General features: G+C 70.8%; 19 protein-coding genes. 7 read left to right on the top strand and 12 right to left on the bottom strand.

The annotated features are described in order from the left end of the window. Positions 1-39: 39 nt before the first annotated feature. Entirely contained in the window at positions 40-1,098 is a 1,059-nt protein-coding gene (locus tag ACIPJ2_RS12585; protein ID WP_402729101.1) for a general stress protein, read from the bottom strand. 103 nt (positions 1,099-1,201) lie between these two features. On the opposite strand from ACIPJ2_RS12585, the gene ACIPJ2_RS12580 reads away from it, so the two are divergent. The 4 genes from ACIPJ2_RS12580 (at position 1,202) to ACIPJ2_RS12565 (ending at position 5,680) form a co-directional block, all read left to right on the top strand. After that, entirely contained in the window at positions 1,202-2,518 is a 1,317-nt protein-coding gene (locus tag ACIPJ2_RS12580; RefSeq protein ID WP_402729100.1) for a magnesium transporter MgtE N-terminal domain-containing protein, read from the top strand. A gap of 49 nt (positions 2,519-2,567) precedes the next feature. After that, the gene (locus tag ACIPJ2_RS12575; RefSeq protein WP_402729348.1) at positions 2,568-3,068 is read left to right on the top strand and encodes a DUF1003 domain-containing protein; all 501 of its coding nucleotides are present in this window, start codon (positions 2,568-2,570) and stop codon (positions 3,066-3,068) included. Beyond that, a complete protein-coding gene (locus ACIPJ2_RS12570; RefSeq protein ID WP_402729099.1) occupies positions 3,061-4,215 on the top strand; it encodes an Mrp/NBP35 family ATP-binding protein in 1,155 nt (384 codons plus the stop codon). The genes ACIPJ2_RS12575 and ACIPJ2_RS12570 overlap by 8 nt, the downstream gene beginning before the upstream one ends. A gap of 163 nt (positions 4,216-4,378) precedes the next feature. Next, the gene (locus ACIPJ2_RS12565) at positions 4,379-5,680 is read left to right on the top strand and encodes a carbohydrate-binding protein (protein WP_402729098.1); all 1,302 of its coding nucleotides are present in this window, start codon (positions 4,379-4,381) and stop codon (positions 5,678-5,680) included. A 259-nt stretch (positions 5,681-5,939) separates the two neighbouring features. On the opposite strand, the gene ACIPJ2_RS12560 is transcribed toward ACIPJ2_RS12565, so the two are convergent. Further along, positions 5,940-6,308 (bottom strand): Sec-independent protein translocase TatB, encoded by a 369-nt coding sequence (locus ACIPJ2_RS12560; RefSeq protein WP_402729097.1) that lies wholly within the window; start codon positions 6,306-6,308, stop codon positions 5,940-5,942. 62 nt (positions 6,309-6,370) lie between these two features. Between ACIPJ2_RS12560 and ACIPJ2_RS12555 the strand changes: the two genes are divergently transcribed. Then, the gene (locus tag ACIPJ2_RS12555) at positions 6,371-7,003 is read left to right on the top strand and encodes an O-methyltransferase (RefSeq protein WP_402729096.1); all 633 of its coding nucleotides are present in this window, start codon (positions 6,371-6,373) and stop codon (positions 7,001-7,003) included. Position 7,004: 1 nt separating this feature from the next. On the opposite strand, the gene ACIPJ2_RS12550 is transcribed toward ACIPJ2_RS12555, so the two are convergent. The 3 genes from ACIPJ2_RS12550 to ACIPJ2_RS12540 form a co-directional block, all read right to left on the bottom strand. Beyond that, entirely contained in the window at positions 7,005-7,340 is a 336-nt protein-coding gene (locus ACIPJ2_RS12550) for a hypothetical protein (protein WP_402729095.1), read from the bottom strand. After that, positions 7,315-7,713 carry an AAA family ATPase gene (locus ACIPJ2_RS12545; RefSeq protein WP_402729094.1) on the bottom strand — a complete coding sequence of 133 codons (399 nt, stop codon included), beginning with the start codon at positions 7,711-7,713 and terminating at the stop codon, positions 7,315-7,317. The genes ACIPJ2_RS12550 and ACIPJ2_RS12545 overlap by 26 nt, the downstream gene beginning before the upstream one ends. 97 nt (positions 7,714-7,810) lie before the next feature. Next, the gene (locus tag ACIPJ2_RS12540; RefSeq protein WP_017887054.1) at positions 7,811-7,981 is read right to left on the bottom strand and encodes a DUF3117 domain-containing protein; all 171 of its coding nucleotides are present in this window, start codon (positions 7,979-7,981) and stop codon (positions 7,811-7,813) included. Positions 7,982-8,108: 127 nt separating this feature from the next. On the opposite strand from ACIPJ2_RS12540, the gene ACIPJ2_RS12535 reads away from it, so the two are divergent. Further along, positions 8,109-9,272 (top strand): AI-2E family transporter, encoded by a 1,164-nt coding sequence (locus ACIPJ2_RS12535; RefSeq protein WP_402729093.1) that lies wholly within the window; start codon positions 8,109-8,111, stop codon positions 9,270-9,272. On the opposite strand, the gene ACIPJ2_RS12530 is transcribed toward ACIPJ2_RS12535, so the two are convergent. Together ACIPJ2_RS12530 and dapE are read right to left on the bottom strand one after the other, a co-directional pair. Next, on the bottom strand, positions 9,251-10,513 hold the full coding sequence (locus tag ACIPJ2_RS12530; RefSeq protein WP_402729092.1) for a mannosyltransferase family protein: 1,263 nt from the start codon (positions 10,511-10,513) through the stop codon (positions 9,251-9,253). The genes ACIPJ2_RS12535 and ACIPJ2_RS12530 overlap by 22 nt on opposite strands. Continuing rightward, positions 10,498-11,580, bottom strand: coding sequence for a succinyl-diaminopimelate desuccinylase (dapE, locus tag ACIPJ2_RS12525; RefSeq protein WP_281267204.1), 1,083 nt, complete (start codon positions 11,578-11,580; stop codon positions 10,498-10,500). Before dapE ends, ACIPJ2_RS12530 begins: the two co-directional genes overlap by 16 nt. Before the next feature lie 35 nt (positions 11,581-11,615). Between dapE and dapD the strand changes: the two genes are divergently transcribed. Continuing rightward, positions 11,616-12,575 (top strand): 2,3,4,5-tetrahydropyridine-2,6-dicarboxylate N-succinyltransferase, encoded by a 960-nt coding sequence (gene dapD / locus ACIPJ2_RS12520; protein ID WP_402729091.1) that lies wholly within the window; start codon positions 11,616-11,618, stop codon positions 12,573-12,575. Positions 12,576-12,902: 327 nt separating this feature from the next. Here dapD and ACIPJ2_RS12515 read toward each other — a convergent pair whose 3' ends face one another. The 5 genes from ACIPJ2_RS12515 to ACIPJ2_RS12495 all read right to left on the bottom strand — a co-directional run bounded on the left by ACIPJ2_RS12515 (position 12,903) and on the right by ACIPJ2_RS12495 (position 17,653). Next, positions 12,903-14,201: a citrate synthase gene (locus tag ACIPJ2_RS12515; protein WP_281267554.1), complete on the bottom strand. Its 1,299-nt coding sequence runs from the start codon at positions 14,199-14,201 to the stop codon at positions 12,903-12,905. A 158-nt stretch (positions 14,202-14,359) separates the two neighbouring features. Then, entirely contained in the window at positions 14,360-15,478 is a 1,119-nt protein-coding gene (gene dapC / locus ACIPJ2_RS12510; protein ID WP_402729090.1) for a succinyldiaminopimelate transaminase, read from the bottom strand. Positions 15,479-15,489: 11 nt separating this feature from the next. Next, positions 15,490-15,807 carry a ferredoxin gene (fdxA, locus tag ACIPJ2_RS12505; protein ID WP_281267201.1) on the bottom strand — a complete coding sequence of 106 codons (318 nt, stop codon included), beginning with the start codon at positions 15,805-15,807 and terminating at the stop codon, positions 15,490-15,492. 36 nt (positions 15,808-15,843) lie between these two features. Beyond that, positions 15,844-17,067: a PIG-L family deacetylase gene (locus tag ACIPJ2_RS12500; RefSeq protein WP_281267200.1), complete on the bottom strand. Its 1,224-nt coding sequence runs from the start codon at positions 17,065-17,067 to the stop codon at positions 15,844-15,846. Between the two features lie 40 nt (positions 17,068-17,107). Continuing rightward, complete coding sequence (locus tag ACIPJ2_RS12495; protein WP_402729089.1) at positions 17,108-17,653, bottom strand: hypothetical protein; 546 nt, start codon at positions 17,651-17,653, stop codon at positions 17,108-17,110. Positions 17,654-17,858: the final 205 nt, after the last annotated feature.

Below are 17,858 nucleotides of genomic sequence, written 5' to 3'. Positions count from 1 at the left end.
GGTGGGCTCGTGCGGGAAGGGACGTGAGGGGCCCGGGATTCAGCTCCGGTCGTCGTCAGCCGACGGAGCCGAGCCGGACGGTGCGGGAGCGTCCGGATCCTCGGGAGCAGAGTCGGCGCGCGCGGGCGGCGTCGCACCGGGGACGCGCTCCCCGTACCGCGGCGGCTCATCCGCACGAGGTGCCGGAGCGGCGGTCGGCGCGGCCGGCTGCTGCGGAGCCGTCTCCGGGGTCTCGCCGTACCGCGGACCGTCGTTGGTGCCGTAGCGCGGCTGCGCACCGGGGACGGGTGCCGACGCGCCGGGCTGCCGCGGGCCTCCAGGCTGACCGAACGGCTGCCCGGCCTGGCCCGACGAACCCGGCTGGCCCGACGAACCGGACTGACCCGACGAACCCGGCTGGCCCGATGAACCGGACTGGCCCGACCAACCGGACTGGCCCGGCTGACCGGACTGGCTGTGCGGCGTGGACTGCCCACCGTACGGCGATCCCGTCGGCGGACCGGGACGCCACGGCTCCTGGCGAGGAGGCTGTCCGGGCTGCCCAGACTGCCCCTGGAACGGCGCACCGGCACCGCTGCCCGGCTGCCCGGGGTTCCACGCGGCGTGCGGCGTCGCGCCGGACTGCCCGAGGATGCGCTGCGCCTGCCCGACGAGCTGCGGGTCGACGATGATCTGGTAGTTGGTGGCGAGCACCTGGTGCACGCTCGTGAAGTCCCGCTGCCGCTTCGTGATGGCGAACGAGACGATGCCGTAGAGCATGCCGAACGCGGCGCCGATGATCGCGGCGGCGAAGATGAGGCCGCCGGCGGTCGGCGAGAACAGCGTCAGCACGATGCCGAAGAAGAAGCCGAGCCACAGGCCGGACAAGGCACCCGCGAGGGCCGCGCGCCCGTAGGTCATCTTGCCGGTGACCCGCTCGACGGTCTTGAGGTCGTTGCCGACGATCGAGAGCTTGTTCACCGGGAACTCCGACTCGGCGAGCTTCGCGACCACCGCCTGCGCGTCCGGGTAGCTGTCGAAGGTGCCGAGGACGTCCCCGCGGGGCAGCGTGGGGAACGCCTGCGCCGTACGACCGCGGAAGGGGCTCTGAGTGCTCACACAGTCATCTTCCACCCTCGTCCTTGCAATCGCACGAGAACCACCAGGGAACGACCAGGACGGACGGCCAGGGAACGGACGGGTGACCGGCTACGCTGGCTGGGTGAGCGCCTCGAAGGTATTCGTCGCCCGCCTCGCCGGGTGCTCCGTCTTCGACCCCGCCGGCGATCGCGTCGGCAAGGTCCGGGACGTCCTGGTGGTCTACCGCCGGGCCGATCCCCCGCACGTCGTCGGGTTGATCGTCGAGGTCCCCGGGAAGCGCCGCATCTTCGTCTCGGTCGGCCGGATCACGTCGATCGGTGCCGGGCAGGTCATCACGACGGGCCTCGTGAACATGCGCCGCTTCGAACAGCGCGGCGGTGAGGTCCGGGTGATCGCCGAGATGCTCGGGCGCAAGGTCCTCATCACGAAGGACCGCATCCGCGCCACGATCGAGGACATCGCGATCGAGGACCGCGGCCAGGGCGACTGGGAGGTGTCGCAGCTCTTCCTGCGCAAGCCGAAGACCACGCCGTCCCCGTTCGGCAAGGGGCCGACGACCTTCGCCACGTGGAACGAGGTCACCGAGGACGAGCTCCCCGGTGAGTCGCAGTCCGCCGAGCACGTCATCGCCGCGTACTCCGACCTGGTGCCGGCGGACCTCGCCTCGACGCTCCTCGACCTGCCCGTCGAGCGGCGCCTCGAGGTAGCGGAGGAGCTCCCCGACGACCGTCTCGCCGACGTGCTCGAGGAGATGCCCGACCAGGAACGGGTCGAGATCCTGTCCTCGCTCCAGGACGCGCGCGCCGCCGACGTCCTCGACCAGATGCAGCCGGACGACGCCGCCGACCTCCTCGCCGAGCTCTCCGACGAGCGGAGCGAGGCGCTCCTGCAGCTCATGGAGCCGGAGGAGGCGCAGGACGTCCGCATGCTCCTCGAGTACGAGCCGGACACCGCTGGTGGCCTGATGACCACCGAGCCCGTGATCGTCTCCGCCGACGCCACCGTGGCCGAGGGACTCGCACTCATCCGCCGGCACGAGCTCGCGCCGGCCCTCGGCGCGAGCGTCTGCGTGACCCTCCCGCCGTACGAGCCGCCGACCGGCCGGTTCCTCGGGCTCGTGCACTTCCAGCGGATGCTGCGCTACCCGCCGAACGAGCGACTCGGCACGCTGATCGACCAGCAGACCGAGCCGGTCCGGGTGGACGCCAGCGCCGCCGAGGTGACGCGTGTGATGGCGACCTACAACCTCGTGTCCGTCCCCGTGGTCGACGACGCCCACCGCCTGGTCGGGGTGGTGACGATCGACGACGTGCTCGACCACGTCCTGCCGGACGACTGGCGGAGTCAGGGGGACGGCGAACCCGCCCGTCCCCGGACGAAGACCCGCAGGCCCCCCGTGAGCACCGGAAGGAGGACCGCACGTGGCACGAACGGATGAGAACCGGCGCGAGCAGCGTCCGGACGGCCGACTCGACTCCCCGAAGGGCATGCGGACGAGTGTCCTGCCGACCCGACGCCGCTCCGGCCGCGGAGACGCGTTCGGCCGTGCGACCGAGGGCATCGCACGAGCGATGGGCACTCCCTGGTTCCTCGTCGGCCTGACGCTCTTCTGCGTCGTGTGGATGGGGTGGAACACCCTCACGCCGAAGCCGTGGCAGTTCGACTCCGCGGCGATCGGGTTCACCGCGCTGACCCTGGTGCTGTCCCTGCAGGCGTCGTACGCGGCGCCCCTGATCCTGCTCGCGCAGAACCGGCAGGACGACCGCGACCGCGTCCAGTTCGAACAGGACCGGCAGCGCGCGGAGCGGAACCTCGCCGACACCGAGTACCTCGCCCGCGAGGTCGTCGCACTCCGCCTGGCGATGCGGGACATGGCGTCGAAGGACTTCATCCGCGCCGAGCTCCGATCGCTGCTCGAGGAGCTCGACCGGCGTGACGCGGACGACGCCGGCTTCGCCGACGAGCCCGGCAGCACCACCCGTGGCTGAGGCCACCGACGAACAGCTCGGCGCCGCGGTCCTCGCTGCGCTCGGCCGCGTCATCGATCCCGAGATCCGACGGCCCGTCACGGAGCTCGACATGATCCGTGGTGTCGACGTCCAGCCAGGAGGCTCGGTGCGCGTCGACCTGCAGCTCACGATCGTCGGGTGCCCGGCCGCCGACACGATCGAGCGCGACGTCCGGTCGGCCGCCGGTTCCGTGGACGGCGTGCACCACGTCGACGTGGACGTCTCGGTGATGGACCCAGCGGTCCGGAAGGCGCTCACCGAACGCCTCCGCGAGGGACGTCCACAGGGCGTGCAGTTCACCGCGGACTCGCTGACGCGGGTGATCGCCGTGACGAGCGGCAAGGGCGGCGTCGGGAAATCCACCGTCACAGTGAACCTCGCGGTCGCGCTCGCCCGTCGCGGCCTCCGGGTGGGCATCGTCGACGTCGACGTGCACGGGTTCAGCGTCCCGGGGCTGATGGGCCTCACGGACGAGCGTCGCGTCGCACCCCGTCCGACCCGGGTCGACAGCATGATCCTGCCGCCGGTCGCCCACGACGTGAAGGTGATCTCCATCGGCATGTTCGTCGACGATCCCTCCACCGCGGTGTCCTGGCGTGGCCCGATGTTGCACCGCACGGTGAACCAGTTCCTGTCCGACGTGTGGTTCGGCGACCTCGACGTGCTCCTGCTCGACATGCCGCCCGGCACCGGGGACGTCGCGATCTCGGTCGGCCAGCTGCTCCCCCACGCCGAGGTGCTCGTCGTCACCACACCCCAGGCCGCCGCGGCGGACGTCGCCGAGCGCAGCGGCATCGTCGCGCGACAGACCGGCCAGCGTGTGGTCGGCGTCGTCGAGAACATGGCGGGCCTCGTCCAGCCCGATGGCTCCGTGCTGCACCTGTTCGGCGAGGGCGGCGGCACCGAGACCGCAGCCCGCCTGTCCCGCGGGCAGGACTCCCCCGTGCCGGTGCTCGGCAGCGTGCCGCTCTCCGTCCCGCTCCGCGAGGGCGGCGACGCCGGCGTCCCGGTGGTCCTCGGCGCACCGGACGACGTCGCCGCGGTCGCACTGACCGCGATCGCGGACCGGGTCGCCACGATGGGCCGTGGACTGTCCGGCCGGAAGCTCGGGCTCTCCCTCTCCTGACCGGCGCCACACTCCGGTTCACGCTTCCTGTACGTCTCCTCATGGACGCACACCTGTTGCCGAGAGCAATATGCAGGGGTATTCCACAATGCTCCTGCGTATTCAGGGTGCAGGAGCTCCACCGTGCTGACGACGACGTCGGCCGAAGCATTGGAGAACCCAGGTGAACAGGACCACCAGGATCCGGATCGGCGTCATCGGCGCCGTGGCAGCAGCGCTCGCAGGGGGAACGCTCGCAGCCGTACCGGCCACGGCCGCCACCGCCGCGACGACCTGCGCGACCGCGTGGGCGTCGGGCACCGCCTACAGCGGCGGGCAGACGGTCAGCGAGAACGGCACGAACTACACCGCGAACTGGTGGACGCAGGGCGACGACCCCGCGACCCACTCGGGCGCGACGGGGAGCGGTCAGCCGTGGACCTCGACGGGGGCCTGCACGGGCGGGACCACAACGCCCGGCGGTGGCACGGGCGGCGGCGGCACCACGAACCCCGGGAACGGCAGCACCGGCACCGCCAGCGGACTGGTCTTCAGCCCGTACAAGGACGTCACCGTGAACCTCGACTGGAACACGAACGCGATGAACACCGCGGTCACGGGCACGCGCATCCCGGTCGTCGGGAGCTCGAACAGCCTGGTCTCGACCAGGGAGCCCGGGCTCAAGGCGATCACCCTCGCGTTCGCGACCGGCACCTGCGGCAGCGAGAACTGGGGCGGGGTCGCCGCCGACGCGTTCGCGAGCGCCAACATCCCCAAGCTCGACGCCGCCGGCGTGAACTACATCGTCAGCACCGGCGGAGCGGCCGGGTCGTTCAAGTGCTCCGGCACCGCGCTCCAGAGCTTCATCGCCCGGTACGCGTCGCCGCACATGATCGGCGTCGACTTCGACATCGAGAGCGGGCAGTCGGCAGCCGACGTGCAGAACCTCGTGAACGCCGCGGCGCTCGCGCAGACGAAGTACCCGGGCCTGCGCTTCTCGTTCACCCTCGCGACCCTGGCCGCGTCCGACGGATCGTACGGCGGACTGAACAGCACGGGTGACGCCACCGTGAAGGCGATCAAGGCGTCCAGCCTGACGAACTACACGGTCAACCTCATGACGATGGACTTCGGCCGGGCCACCGCGGCGAACTGCGTCATTGTCGGGTCGACCTGCGAGATGGGGCAGTCCACCATCCAGGCCGTGACGAACCTGCAGCACACGTACGGGATCGCATCGTCGAAGATCGAGGTCACGCCGATGCTCGGGGTGAACGACGCCTCGGACGAGGTCTTCACGCTCGCCGACGTCGACACGGTGTCGTCGTACGCGAAGTCGCACGGGCTCGCCGGGGTGCACACCTGGTCCCTCGACCGCGACACCCCCTGCGCGACGCCGACGAGCACCGCGTCCGCGACGTGCAACTCCGTGACGGGGTCGTCCGCCCTGGCCTGGACCGACCGCTTCCTGGCCGACCTGAAGTAGCGGGTCGAACCGCGCGTAGGAAGCCGAATCGCGCGTAGGAGGCCGGTTTTCCGGGCCACCTACGCGCGATTCGGCTTTCCATTGCGGGCGGGATGGGTCGGAACGCACCACGGCACGGACGGGAGGCTCGGTGCCAGCTGGCACCGAGCCTCCCGTCCGCGGGCGGTCACGCAGGCGCGAGACGCCCCGGAACGCACGAGACGCCGCCGGAACCGGCGGCGTCTCGTGCGGATGACGGTGTCTCGCGAGAAAGCGGGCGTCAGGTCGCTTCGCCGTCGTACGGCGCCTTCTCGCCGGCGGCGAGCGGCACGATCGGTGCCGGCGCACGGACCTTCGTGGCGGTCACCTGCGGGGCGGCAGCAGCGGCAGCGCCGGTGCCGGAGTCGAGGAGCGCGTCGCGGATGATGCGGCGCGGGTCGTACTGCCGCGGGTCGAGCTGCTGCCAGTCGACGTCGTCGAAGTCCGGGCCCATCTCCTCGCGCATGCGGTCCTTGGCGGTGTCCGCGAACCGTCGGACCGCTTTGACGAACTCGGCGAGTTTCTGCGCGTACATCGGCAGCCGCTGTGGCCCGAGCAAGAGCACGGCAATGATCCCGATGATCAGGATCTTGTCGAGCGGGATGTTCACACGAGCGAGCCTAACCCGAACCGGCCGAACTGCACCCTAGAGTTGTCGTTCGAGGAGTGTGCGTGTCAGAGAAAGAGTCGAACTGGAAGTTCGCGGAGGACGTCGTCTCCGAGTCCGAGGTGATCGCCCGTGCCCGCGAGCACTCGCTCGAGCTCGGTGTCGAAGCAGTCGCTCCGTCGATCGGCGCGCAGATGAGCGTCATCGCGGCCGCATCCCGAGCGACCGGCATCATCGAGATCGGCACCGGCCTCGGGGTCTCCGGGCTGTACCTCCTCGGCGGCGCCCCGAAGGCCACCCTCACCACCATCGACATCGAGGTCGACCACCAGCAGTACGCCCGCGACGCCTACATCGCCGCCGGGACCGCGCCGTCGCGCGTCCGGCTGATCCCGGGTCGCGCAAACCAGGTGCTCCCCCGCATGAACGAGGCGTCCTACGACGTCGTCCTGGTCGACGCCGACCCCGAGCACGTCATCGAGTACGTCGAGCACGGGCTGCGGCTCGCGCGACTCGGTGGGACCGTCCTGGTGCCGCACGCACTGTGGCGCGGTCGGGTCGCCGACCCGGTGAAGCGGGACCGTGCGACGACCGACTTCCGGCTGCTGCTCACCGAGGTGTCGACCTCCGGCGCCGTGATCAGCTCGCTGTCCCCCGCCGGTGACGGCCTGCTGCAGATGACGAAGGTCACCGCCTAGCTCACTCGAGATGTCGCAGGTACCGCTCCGGCGACTCGAGGAACGCGCGCTGGTTCCGCACCAGGTCGAGGTCGGCCCAGGCACTGCGCCGGAGGCCCCACTCCCCGACCTCGTGGATGGTCGCTCCGGGGAACGCCGCCAGTACGGGCGAGTGCGTCGAGAGGACCACCTGCCCGAGGCCGTCGTCGACGATCGCCTGCAACAGCCCGATGAGCGCCAGACACCCCTGGAACGACAGCGCCGACTCGGGTTCGTCGAGGATCCACAACCCCGGCCACTGCGACCGGTCGATCACGAAGTCGAGGAACGACTCACCGTGGCTCCGCTCGTGGAACACCGGCTCCGGCCGGGACCCCGGGTGTTCTTCGAGGTACGTGAAGAAGCCACTCCACGAGACCGAACTCGGCGTCGACCCCCGGCTCCCGGTGCAGCGCGATGTGTTCCCACAGATCGGATTCGCTCGGGCGCGTGCTGTGGCCGGAGTTCGTCGACCCGCCTTCCGGACTCATGCCGAAGGCGAGGGCGATCGCCTCCACCAGGGTCGACTTGCCGGCGCCGTTCTCCCCGACGAAGACCGTGACGGTGTCGAGGTCGAGCCCGTCGTCGAGCACCTGCCGGACGGGAGCGAGCGTCGCGGGCCACGCGCCGCGCGGCATCGGATCGGCGGCGTACTCCTCGACACGGCGGACGGATCGGCGGGAACGGGGCACGCGACCATCATGGCGGCGACCGACGACAACCGCGCACGGACCACAGAGGGCCCGGAACGTACGCGTTCCGGGCCCTCTGCTGTGGAGCGTCGACGAACTATGCCGAGACGACCTCGGCGAGTGCGTCGTGGAGTTCCTTGGCCTCGGCGTCGTTGACCGAGACGACCAGGCGGCCTCCACCTTCGAGCGGAACCCGCACGATGATGAGTCGACCCTCCTTAACAGCCTCCATCGGCCCGTCACCGGTCCTCGGCTTCATGGCTGCCATCAGATGTCCCCTTTCGTGCAGTACATGCCGTCCCATTATCCCGTACGGAAGGGCCAACTGCGAAACCGCCCAGGTTGGGGGCCATCGATCACGTCGTTCTCGCGACCTTTCTCCCTACCCTGTGTGCGTGCCGATCATTCCCTCCATGCGCCGTCCGGACCCCGCTCCCGGAGCCGACGACGCCGTGCCCGCCGGCATGCGCATCGCCGGCGCGTTCTCGTGGCGACTGCTCGTGGTCGGCGCGCTCCTGGCCGTCGTGATCGCGCTGGTCGTCCTGCTCAGCGAGATCGTCGTCCCGTTCCTCATCGCGCTGCTCCTGTGCGCGCTGCTCGCTCCGATGTCGTCGTTCCTGCAGCGCCACCGCTGGCCGAAGTGGGCAGCGGTGCTGTCGAGCCTGATCCTCGTCGTCGTGGTGATCGGTGTCCTCGCCCTCGTCGTCACGGCACAGATCCGGTACGACCTGCCGTCGCTCGAACACCGGCTGCACGTGCAGATCCGCTCGCTGCAGTCCCTGCTCGACAGCGAACCGTTCGGCATCACGGTCAAGCAGGTCAACGAGTGGGTGTCGAAGGGCACCGCGTACCTGCAGTCACACGCCTCGTCGATCCTCTCGGGCTTCCAGGAGGCCGGCACCGGGGCGGTCCACGCGCTCGAGGGCCTGTTCATCATCGTCTTCACGACGATCTTCGTGCTCATCGACGGGCCGCGGATCTGGGCATGGGTCGTCCGGATCTTCCCGCGACGGGCACGACCGCGCATCGACGTCGCCGGTGCCGCCGGGTGGAAGACCCTCACGAGCTTCATCCGCGTGCAGCTCGTCGTGGCGATCACCGATGCCCTCGGCGTGGTGATCGGCGCGCTCATCCTCCAGGTGCCGCTCGCGATCCCGATCGGCGTGATCGTGTTCATGGGCGCCTTCGTCCCCGTCGTCGGCGCGATCGTCGCCGGCGTCGTCGCCGTGCTCGTCGCGCTCGTGTTCAACGGCTGGGTGCCTGCGCTCATCATGCTCGGCATCGTCGTGCTCGTGCAGCAGCTCGAGAGCCACGTGCTGCACCCGTTCCTCACGGGCAGCGCCGTCAAGGTGCACCCGCTCGGCGTCGTGCTCGGCGTCACCGCCGGGACGACGATCGCCGGGGTGGTCGGCGCCTTCTTCGCGGTGCCGTTCATCGCGACGGTCAACGCGATGGTGACGGCCGCCGCCGCGTGGAGGCCCGAGGACGGATCAGCGGCCGAGGCGCTCGACGCGAGCGCGGAGGCAGCCCCCACCGATCACGGCGGGGTCCAGTCGTAGCCGTCGACCCACCAGCAGTAGTACATCCACACCCACTGCAGCACGACGCACAGCACGACGACCAGCACGCGGTACGCCCGTGACCGCGGCAGCGCCACGATCCCGAGCAGCGGTGCGATCGGCAGGAGGATGCGCCACGTGCTGGACTGCGGGAAGAACACCGCGAGCAGGTACACCAGGTAGGCGACCGCCCAGAGCCGCAGCTCGAGCCCGATCCGCCGCGCGGGCGGCATGAACACGAACGCCGCGAACCCGACGAGCACCAGGGCGAGCAGCACCCCGCCGGCCGGCTGCCGGAACCACCACCCGAACCCCTGCACCCACGGGGCGAACGGCACGAGCTCCTTCCACCCGATGTAGGACGACCGCCAGGCGAGCTCCGTGTCCGTGTACGCCCTCGGGACGCCGGTGACCGCCCACGCGATCGCCGGCCACGCGAGCCCGACCAGACCGGAGACGACCGCCACGACCGCCGGCGGGACGAGCGACCGGAACGACGGGCGCGACGGCATCCGCACCCACGCGGGCCGGAGCCACCACACGCCGATGAAGAGCACCATCAGCAGCGCGAACGCCAGCCCGGTGGGGCGGGTCATGCCGAGCAGCAGCACGACGGGCAGCATCGTCCAGAACCGGCGCTGCACGAGGAGCAGCAGCGCGACGACCAGCAGGAACACCCCCATCGCCTCGGCGTAGGCGACCTGGAACATGACCGAGACCGGCGCGACGCAGAACAGCACCGTCGCGAACGTCGCCCGCGCCGGGTCGAGGAACCGCCCCATCAGCCGGCGGAAGACCAGCGCAGCGCCCCACCCGGCGAGGAGCGACACCGAGACCGCGACGAGCTCGAAGGACGCCCCCGTGAGCAGCATCAGCCCGCGGACCAGGAACGGGTACGCCGGCATGAACGCCCACGCGTTCTCGGTGACGTGCCCTGCGGTGTCGAGCGGCAGCGTCGAGGGGTACCCGGCCGAGGCGATCACACGGTACCAGGCACCGTCCCAGATCGACGCGAACGACAGGTACGGCGGGTGCGACAACGTGAACGAGTTCGCGGTCTGGATGCTCGAGAACCCCATGAGCATCGCGCCGGTGACGATCCGGGCGAGCACGTAGACGACGGTGATCCGCGCCCACCAGGGCACGACGCGGTACCGGGCACGCCAGCGCGCGACCCCTGGCCGTGGACGCCGGACCGGCACGGAGCCAGACGGCGACGCGGCGGTCACGCCGTCAGCCACCGACGCAGACCGTCCTCGACCGCGGTGATCTGCGCGACGGGGACCTGTTCGTCGTCGTGGTGTGCGAACACCGGCTCGCCCGGGCCGTAGTTCACGGCGGGGACGCCGAGGGCCGAGAAACGGGCGACGTCGGTCCAGCCGTACTTCGGGCGGGGCTCAGGGCCGCCGACCGCGGCGACGAAGTCCTGCGCGAGCGGCGCGTCGAGACCCGGGCGTGCGCCGGCGGCCAGGTCGACGATGTCCACCTGGTAGCCGTCGAACAGCTCGCGGATGTGCGCGACGGCCTCGTCAGCCGAACGGGACGGCGCGAACCGGTAGTTCACGTGCACCATGACCTCGTCCGGGATGACGTTGCCGGCGATGCCGCCGGTGATCCCCACGGCGTTGAGGCCCTCGCGGTACTCGAGCCCGTCGACCTCGACCGTGCGCGGCTCGTACGCGGCCAGGGTCGCCAGGATCGGTGCCGCCTTGTGGATGGCGTTGTCACCGATCCAGCTGCGGGCGCTGTGCGAGCGCTTGCCGTAGGCACGGATCTCGGCGCGGAGGTTGCCGTTGCATCCGCCCTCGATCTGGGCGCCGGACGGCTCACCCAGGATGGCGAAGTCGCCGGCCAAGAGCTCCGGGCGCGTGCGTGCGAGGCGTCCCAGGCCGTTCAGCGCATCGGACACCTCCTCGTGGTCGTACCAGACCCACGTGACGTCCACCGACGGTGCCGCCAGGTCGTACGCGAGCTTCAGCTGCACCGCGCAGCCCGCCTTCATGTCGACGGTCCCACGCCCCCAGAGGATCTCGGTGCCGTCCTCCGCCGTCCGGAACTCCGTCGGCAGGTTGTCGTTCAGCGGCACGGTGTCGATGTGGCCGGCGATCACCACGCGGCGGTCACGGCCGAGGTTCGTGCGCGCGACGATCGCGTCACCGTCGCGGATCACCTCGAGGTGCGGCAGCGGCGCGAGCACCGCCTCGATCGCGTCGGCGAGGGACCGCTCGTTGCCGGACACCGACTCGATGTCGCAGATGGCACGGGTGATGTCGATGGACGAGGCGGTGAGGTCGAGCTGCTCCGGCATGCGGTCACCCTACCGGGCACCACTACCCTGGAGCCGTGACCGACACCACCGCCCGCCCGACCTCCGCCTGGGGCCACGGCCTCGCGACCGTCGCCTCCGATGGCACCGAGCTCGACACCTGGTTCCCGGAGACGCACCTCGGCGCGCTCCCCGCGGACGCCGAGTTCCCCCTCGAGCTGCAGGAGCACATCGGCGAGGACGACCGCCGTGGGGTCCGCATCGAGGCCGTCACGGTCGAGATCGAGATCGACGCAGCCCCGGCCAGCACCCCGGACGCCTACCTGCGCCTGCACCTCCTCAGCCATCTGCACGTGCGCCCGAACACGATCAACCTCGACGGCGTCTTCGGTCACCTGCCGATCGTCGCGTGGACGAACGCCGGGCCCGTGCTCCCCGCCGACTTGACGCGCCTCCGCCCGTCCCTGCAGCGCGCGGGCATCGCCGTGCACGCGATCGACAAGTTCCCCCGCCTGGTCGACTACATCGTGCCGGACCGGGTCCGCATCGGCGACGCCAACCGTGTCCGACTGGGCGCACACCTCGCACCGGGTACCACCGTCATGCACGAGGGCTTCGTCAACTTCAACGCCGGCACCCTCGGCGACGCCATGATCGAGGGCCGCGTGTCCCAGGGCGTCGTCGTCGGCAACGGCACCGACATCGGCGGCGGGGCGTCCATCATGGGCACGCTCTCCGGCGGCGGCACGCACCGCGTCTCGCTCGGCGAGCGCGCACTCCTCGGGGCGAACGCCGGGCTCGGCATCTCCCTCGGCGACGACTCCGTCATCGAAGCCGGCCTCTACGTCACCGCCGGCACCAAGGTCGTGCTGGTCGGATCGGCGCCGAACCCCGACGGCACCCCGAAGACCGTGAAGGCAGCCGAGCTGTCCGGCGCGCCGAACATCCTGTTCCGCCGCAACAGCGTCTCCGGCGCCGTGGAGGCGCTGCAGCGCCAGGGCGAGGGCATCCAGCTCAACACCGCGCTCCACGCGTAGCGACGCACCCGCGCGCATCGCGCCCCCGCACGAACACCGCGCCCCGTCACGACGGGGCGCGGTGTTCGTCGGCGGGCGCGACCAGGCGGCAGATCGTCTGCGCACGCGCCGCCGGGGTGCGCGGTGGGCCGGCGACCTCGTGCTCACGCAGGCAACCGCCTGGAGGCCCGGTGCCGGTCCGCGAGACCGGCACCGGGCCTCCAAGCGGTTGCAGTCCACGGTGGAGCGGTCGCGCGCAGCGTCGCGCCCCCGCACGAACATCGCGCCCCGTCACGACGGGGCGCGATGTTCGTCGGCGGGCGCGACCACGTGAGCGGGTGCGCGGCGTCAGCGAGCGGGCAGGTCCCGCTTCGGGGAACCCACGTAGAGCTGCTGCGGGCGACCGATCTTGTTGAGGGGGTCGTTGTTGAGCTCGCGCCACTGGGCGATCCAGCCGGGCAGGCGCCCGATCGCGAACAGCACGGTGAACATCCGCGGCGGGAAGCCCATCGCCTTGTAGATGATGCCGGTGTAGAAGTCCACGTTCGGGTACAGCTTGCGATCGATGAAGTACTGGTCGCTGAGCGCGATCTCCTCGAGCTCGCGGGCGATGTCGAGCAGGTCGTCCTGCACGCCCAGGGACTCGAGCACCTCGTCCGCCGACTCCTTCACGAGCTTCGCGCGGGGATCGTAGTTCTTGTAGACGCGGTGTCCGAAGCCCATGAGCTTCACCCCGCGCTCCTTGTTCTTCACGCGCTCGACGAAGCGCTGCACCGGCTCGCCGGAGTCCTTGATCTGCTGGAGCATCTCGAGGACGGCTTCGTTCGCGCCACCGTGCAGTGGACCGTACAGGGCGTTGATGCCGGCGGAGATCGACGCGAACATGTTCGCCTTCGTCGAGCCGACCAGGCGGACCGTCGCGGTGGAGGCGTTCTGCTCGTGGTCCTCGTGCAGGATGAGCAGCCGGTCGAGCGCCTTCGTCAGCACCGGGTTCGGCGTGTAGGTCTCGGCCATGGTGCCGAAGTTCAGGCGCAGGAAGTTGTCGACGAACGACAGTGAGTTGTCCGGGTACAGGAACGCCTGCCCGATGGACTTCTTGTGCGCGTAGGCGGCGATGACCGGGAGCTTCGCGAGGAGCCGGACGGTCTGGAGCTCGACCTTCTCCGGGTCGTCGACGTCCATGTCGTCCTCGTAGTACGTCGACAGCGCACTGACCGCGCTGGAGAGCACGGACATCGGGTGCGCCGAGTGCGGCAGGGCGTCGAACAGGCGACGGAGGTCCTCGTGCAGGAGCGTGTGCCGGCGGATGCGCGCGTCGAAGTCCTCGAGCTCGGACTCGGTCGGCAGCTCACCGTAGATGAGCAGCCAGGCGACCTCGAGGAACGTGCAGTTCGAGGCGACCTGGTCGATCGGGTACCCGCGGTACCGCAGGATGCCCTGGTCGCCGTCGATGTACGTGATCGCGCTCTTCGTCGACCCGGTGTTCACGAACCCGTAGTCGAGCGTGTTCATCCCGGTCTGCTTCTTGAAGGTCGAGATGTCCACCGTGGACGCGCCGTCGACGCTCGGCAGGATCGGGAACTCCGCCGTCCCACCCGGGTACGACAGCGTCGCGGTCTCCGTCGCCTGCTCGGCGGCGGGACTCACGGGGACGGGCGTCGTTGGCGGTGTGGCCGTCTTCTGAGCGTCATTGGCAGTGTCAGTCACGAGAACAGCCTAATCGCGCCGTCTGTCGCTCGCGCACACCCAGAGCCTCGGAACTTGGTGGGACTCACGAATTGCGGCCGGGTCGCCGCCCCGCTCGCCTACGCCGATGCCACGCGTCGGCCGCTCGTCAGCCGCTGGGCCGCCGCTGCGATCCGCTCGTCCGTCGCGGTGAGGGCGACACGGACGTGCTCGCCGCCGGCCGCGCCGTAGAAGGTCCCCGGGGCGACGAGGATGCCCCGCTCCGCCAGCCACGCCACCGTGTCGAGTGCCGGTTCGCCCCTGGTGGCCCAGAGGTACAGGCCCGCTTCGCTGTGGTCGACGCGGAAGCCCGCGCCCTCGAGCGCACGCCGGAGCATGCCGCGACGGGCACGGTACAGCGCCTTCTGCTGCTGCACGTGCGTCTGGTCCTCGAGCGCGACGATCATCGCCTGCTGCACGGGCAGCGGCGGCATCATGCCGGTGTGCTTCCGGACGGCCAGGACCTCGGCGAGCACCGCAGCGTCGCCGGCGACGAAGGCGGCCCGGTAGCCGGCCAGGTTGGACTGCTTCGACAGGGAGTACACGCTGAGCACACCGTCGACGGAGTCGCCGACGACGCGCGGGTCGAGGATCGTCGGGGTCGGCTGCTGGTCGAAGGGTGCTTCCCAGCCGAGTTCGGCGTAGCACTCGTCCCCCACGATCACGGCGCCGAGGGCACGGGCGCGGGCGACGGCGACGCGGAGTTCCTCGATCGAGAGCACCCGCCCGTCGGGGTTGCCCGGGGAGTTCAGCCAGACGAGTTTCGTGCCCTCCGGCCACGCGGCGGGGTCGTCCGACGCCAGGGCCGTGGCACCGACGAGCGCCGCGCCGAGCTCGTACGTCGGGTACGCGGCGGCGGGGAACACGACGGTGTCGCCCCGCCCGATGCCGAGCCAGAGCGCGAGTCCGGCGATGAACTCCTTCGAACCGATCGTCGGCAGCGTCTGGTCCTCGCTCAGCTCCACGCCGTGGCGGCGGCCGTACCAGTCGGCGATGGCCTGGCGGAGCGCAGGGGTCCCGGCGACCTGCGGGTAGGCGTGCGCGTCCGTTGCGTCGGACAGTGCCCGGCGGATGACCGAAGGGGTCGGGTCGACGGGGGAACCGACGCTGAGGTCGACGATGCCGCCCTCGTACTCGGCCGCGCGCTGCTTGAACGGGACGAGCTGGTCCCAGGGGAAGTCGGGGAGGTCGAGTGCCACGTGCGCGTCGTTCAGCCGCGCGGCGGTTCGGCCATGACGACCGGGTGGTCCTTGTGGATCACCCCGACCTTGGCGGCACCGCCCGGGGAGCCCACCTCGTCGAAGAACTCGACGTTGGCCTTGTAGTAGTCGGCCCACTCGTCCGGGAGGTCGTCCTCGTAGTAGATCGCCTCGACCGGGCAGACGGGTTCGCAGGCGCCGCAGTCCACGCATTCATCCGGGTGGATGTACAGCGAGCGATCGCCCTCGTAGATGCAGTCGACGGGGCACTCGTCGATGCACGCGCGGTCCTTGACGTCGACACAGGGCTGGGCGATCACGTAGGTCACGGTCGGGTTGCTCCCTTCGAACTGAGCGCTTCGAGTCTACTCGCGGGCGGCCGGCGTCCCTGACCGCGGTCCGTCGGCGTCGACACGGGCGTCGGCGGCGGCGCGCGCACCGGACAGGTCTGGCCACGCGAGCGCCAGCATGGCGACGATCGCCGGTCCGAACGTCCACACGTACCCGGCGGTGTTCGCGAGCACGAGCGGGGAGCTCTGCCCGCCCACCGAGACCAGTACCTGCGTCGCGACGATGACCCCGATGCCGATCGCCGCGACCATCGCCCGCGACCGGTACAACAACCGCACGCCGACCGTCAGCCCGACGACGATCAACGTCGTGAGGACGATGCCGATCGGGAAGGCCCCGAGGGTCTGCTGGTGGGTGATCGTGCCGAGTCCGCCGGCGAGGAGCCCGACCACGAGCGACACGACGACCGCGGTCGCCTTCCCGGCAGGGGTCATCTCGGCGTACGTCTCCGGAGCGGGCGCCGACGGCGGTGTGTCGTGCCGGAAGGCCTCGGTAGCCGGAGCCTGGTGACGCGCACCGTGCGGCATCACCCACGACAGAGCGAGCGGGTCGGCGGGATCGACGGGGTCGACGGTGACCTGGGAGCGGTACTGCTCGACCGCTGCACGGACCTTCGCCCGGACCGGGAGCACGTCCACGGTCAGGTCCGCTTCACCGGATCCCGGGTCGACGATCATCGAGAACGGGACGTCCTCGGCCTTCGCCGCGTACTTCGCCGCGTGGTGCACCCGCACGTGGTCCGGATGTCCGTACCCGCCGTCGTCGGCGTAGCTGATGACCGCGTCCGCCGCCGTGGAGCGGATCGCGGCGCGGACGTCGTCGACGACCTCGCCGAGGTCGGCCATCGTCAGGGAATCGGCTGGGGCGTCGTCCGCGGCGACCGCTCGCCCGTCCGGTCCCCACTGCATGCCGGAGTCCGTGTAGCGGCGCTCGGGCAGATCGGTCGGTCGGGCACCGGGTCCGCCGAGCCAGAGGTGCGCCGGTCCCCCGAGGGCGGCGAGTGCCGCCGCGATCTCGGTCTCACGGTGGGCGGCGACGCGCGGCGCGTCACCGAACAGCGGCGCCAGCTCCGGCGTCAGCATCTCGCCGCGCTCGCCCCTGGTCGCCGTGAGCACGGTGACCTCGGACCCGAGCTCGAGGAGCGTCGCGATGGTGCCACCGGACGACAGGGTCTCGTCGTCGGGGTGGGCGTGCACGATGAGGACACGCTCGGGGCGCGTCGCGGTGGCCTTCGACATCGGGTCCAAGCGTACGGGACCCTTGCCGGACGAGGCCTGCCTAGCGCGGGGTGACGATGTACGTCGCGGTCGCCCCGGCGTCCGACTTCGAGAAGGTCAGGACGACCCGGTGGTCATCGCTCCGGAAGATCCCGAACGCACTCGACGTGTCCGACCGCTTCGCCGACTCGGTGAACCCGGCCTCGGTGAGCTGCTGCGCGGCCGCGGCGAAGTCGTCCACCCCGGCGGCCTGCACCTGCACCACCCAGCCGGACCCGTTCGGACCGGTCCCACCGCCGAGCACCGTCCCGTCCACGAGCGGCACCGCTGCGGTCGGGAACCCCTCGGGGACCTTGCCGTCCGAGGTCACGTTCGCGCCCTTCAGCGCGGTGTCGAGCGCGCCGTCGATACCGCCGGCGATGTTCGACATGCCCTGCTCGATCGCGGAGCCGTCGATCCCCTGCACGTGCTCGCTGACGTCCGATGCCACCGAGGACCCGAGGTCGGTCGCCTGCTTCAGCGTGTCCGAGGAGCAGCCGGTGAGCCCGGCCAGGGCGATGCCGGCCGCCACGGCGGCCACGAGCGGGGTGCGGATGGCGTTGCGCATGCCGACAAGCTAACGGGTCAGCCAGGAGGCTCGGCGCGAGTTCCCTGGGAGTCTCACCTCCCTGCCGGGCGCGACCCGAGCCTCCCGTCCGGTCCGCTGGTGGGTCGAAACGCGCGTAGGGGGTCGAAACGCGCGTAGGGGGTCAGTTCTTTCGACCCCCTACGCGCGAAACCGCTTCCCAATGCGGGCGTTGTGGGAAGGTCCG

This window comes from Curtobacterium sp. NPDC090217 (genome assembly GCF_044746705.1).
Taxonomy (GTDB): domain Bacteria; phylum Actinomycetota; class Actinomycetes; order Actinomycetales; family Microbacteriaceae; genus Curtobacterium.
The sequence above is the reverse complement of the archived record's forward strand: the minus strand, read 5'-3'. Positions and strand labels throughout refer to the sequence as shown.

Excerpts from the sequence above, each read along its gene's own strand:
- ACIPJ2_RS12575 (WP_402729348.1), top strand. The coding sequence starts at position 2,568 with ATGCGGACGAGTGTCCTGCCGACCCGACGCCGCTCCGGCCGCGGAGAC.
- ACIPJ2_RS12540 (WP_017887054.1), bottom strand. The coding sequence starts at position 7,981 with ATGGCAGCCATGAAGCCGAGGACCGGTGACGGGCCGATGGAGGCTGTT.
- dapE (WP_281267204.1), bottom strand. The coding sequence starts at position 11,580 with ATGCCGGAGCAGCTCGACCTCACCGCCTCGTCCATCGACATCACCCGT.
- ACIPJ2_RS12500 (WP_281267200.1), bottom strand. The coding sequence starts at position 17,067 with ATGTCGAAGGCCACCGCGACGCGCCCCGAGCGTGTCCTCATCGTGCAC.
- ACIPJ2_RS12495 (WP_402729089.1), bottom strand. The coding sequence starts at position 17,653 with ATGCGCAACGCCATCCGCACCCCGCTCGTGGCCGCCGTGGCGGCCGGC.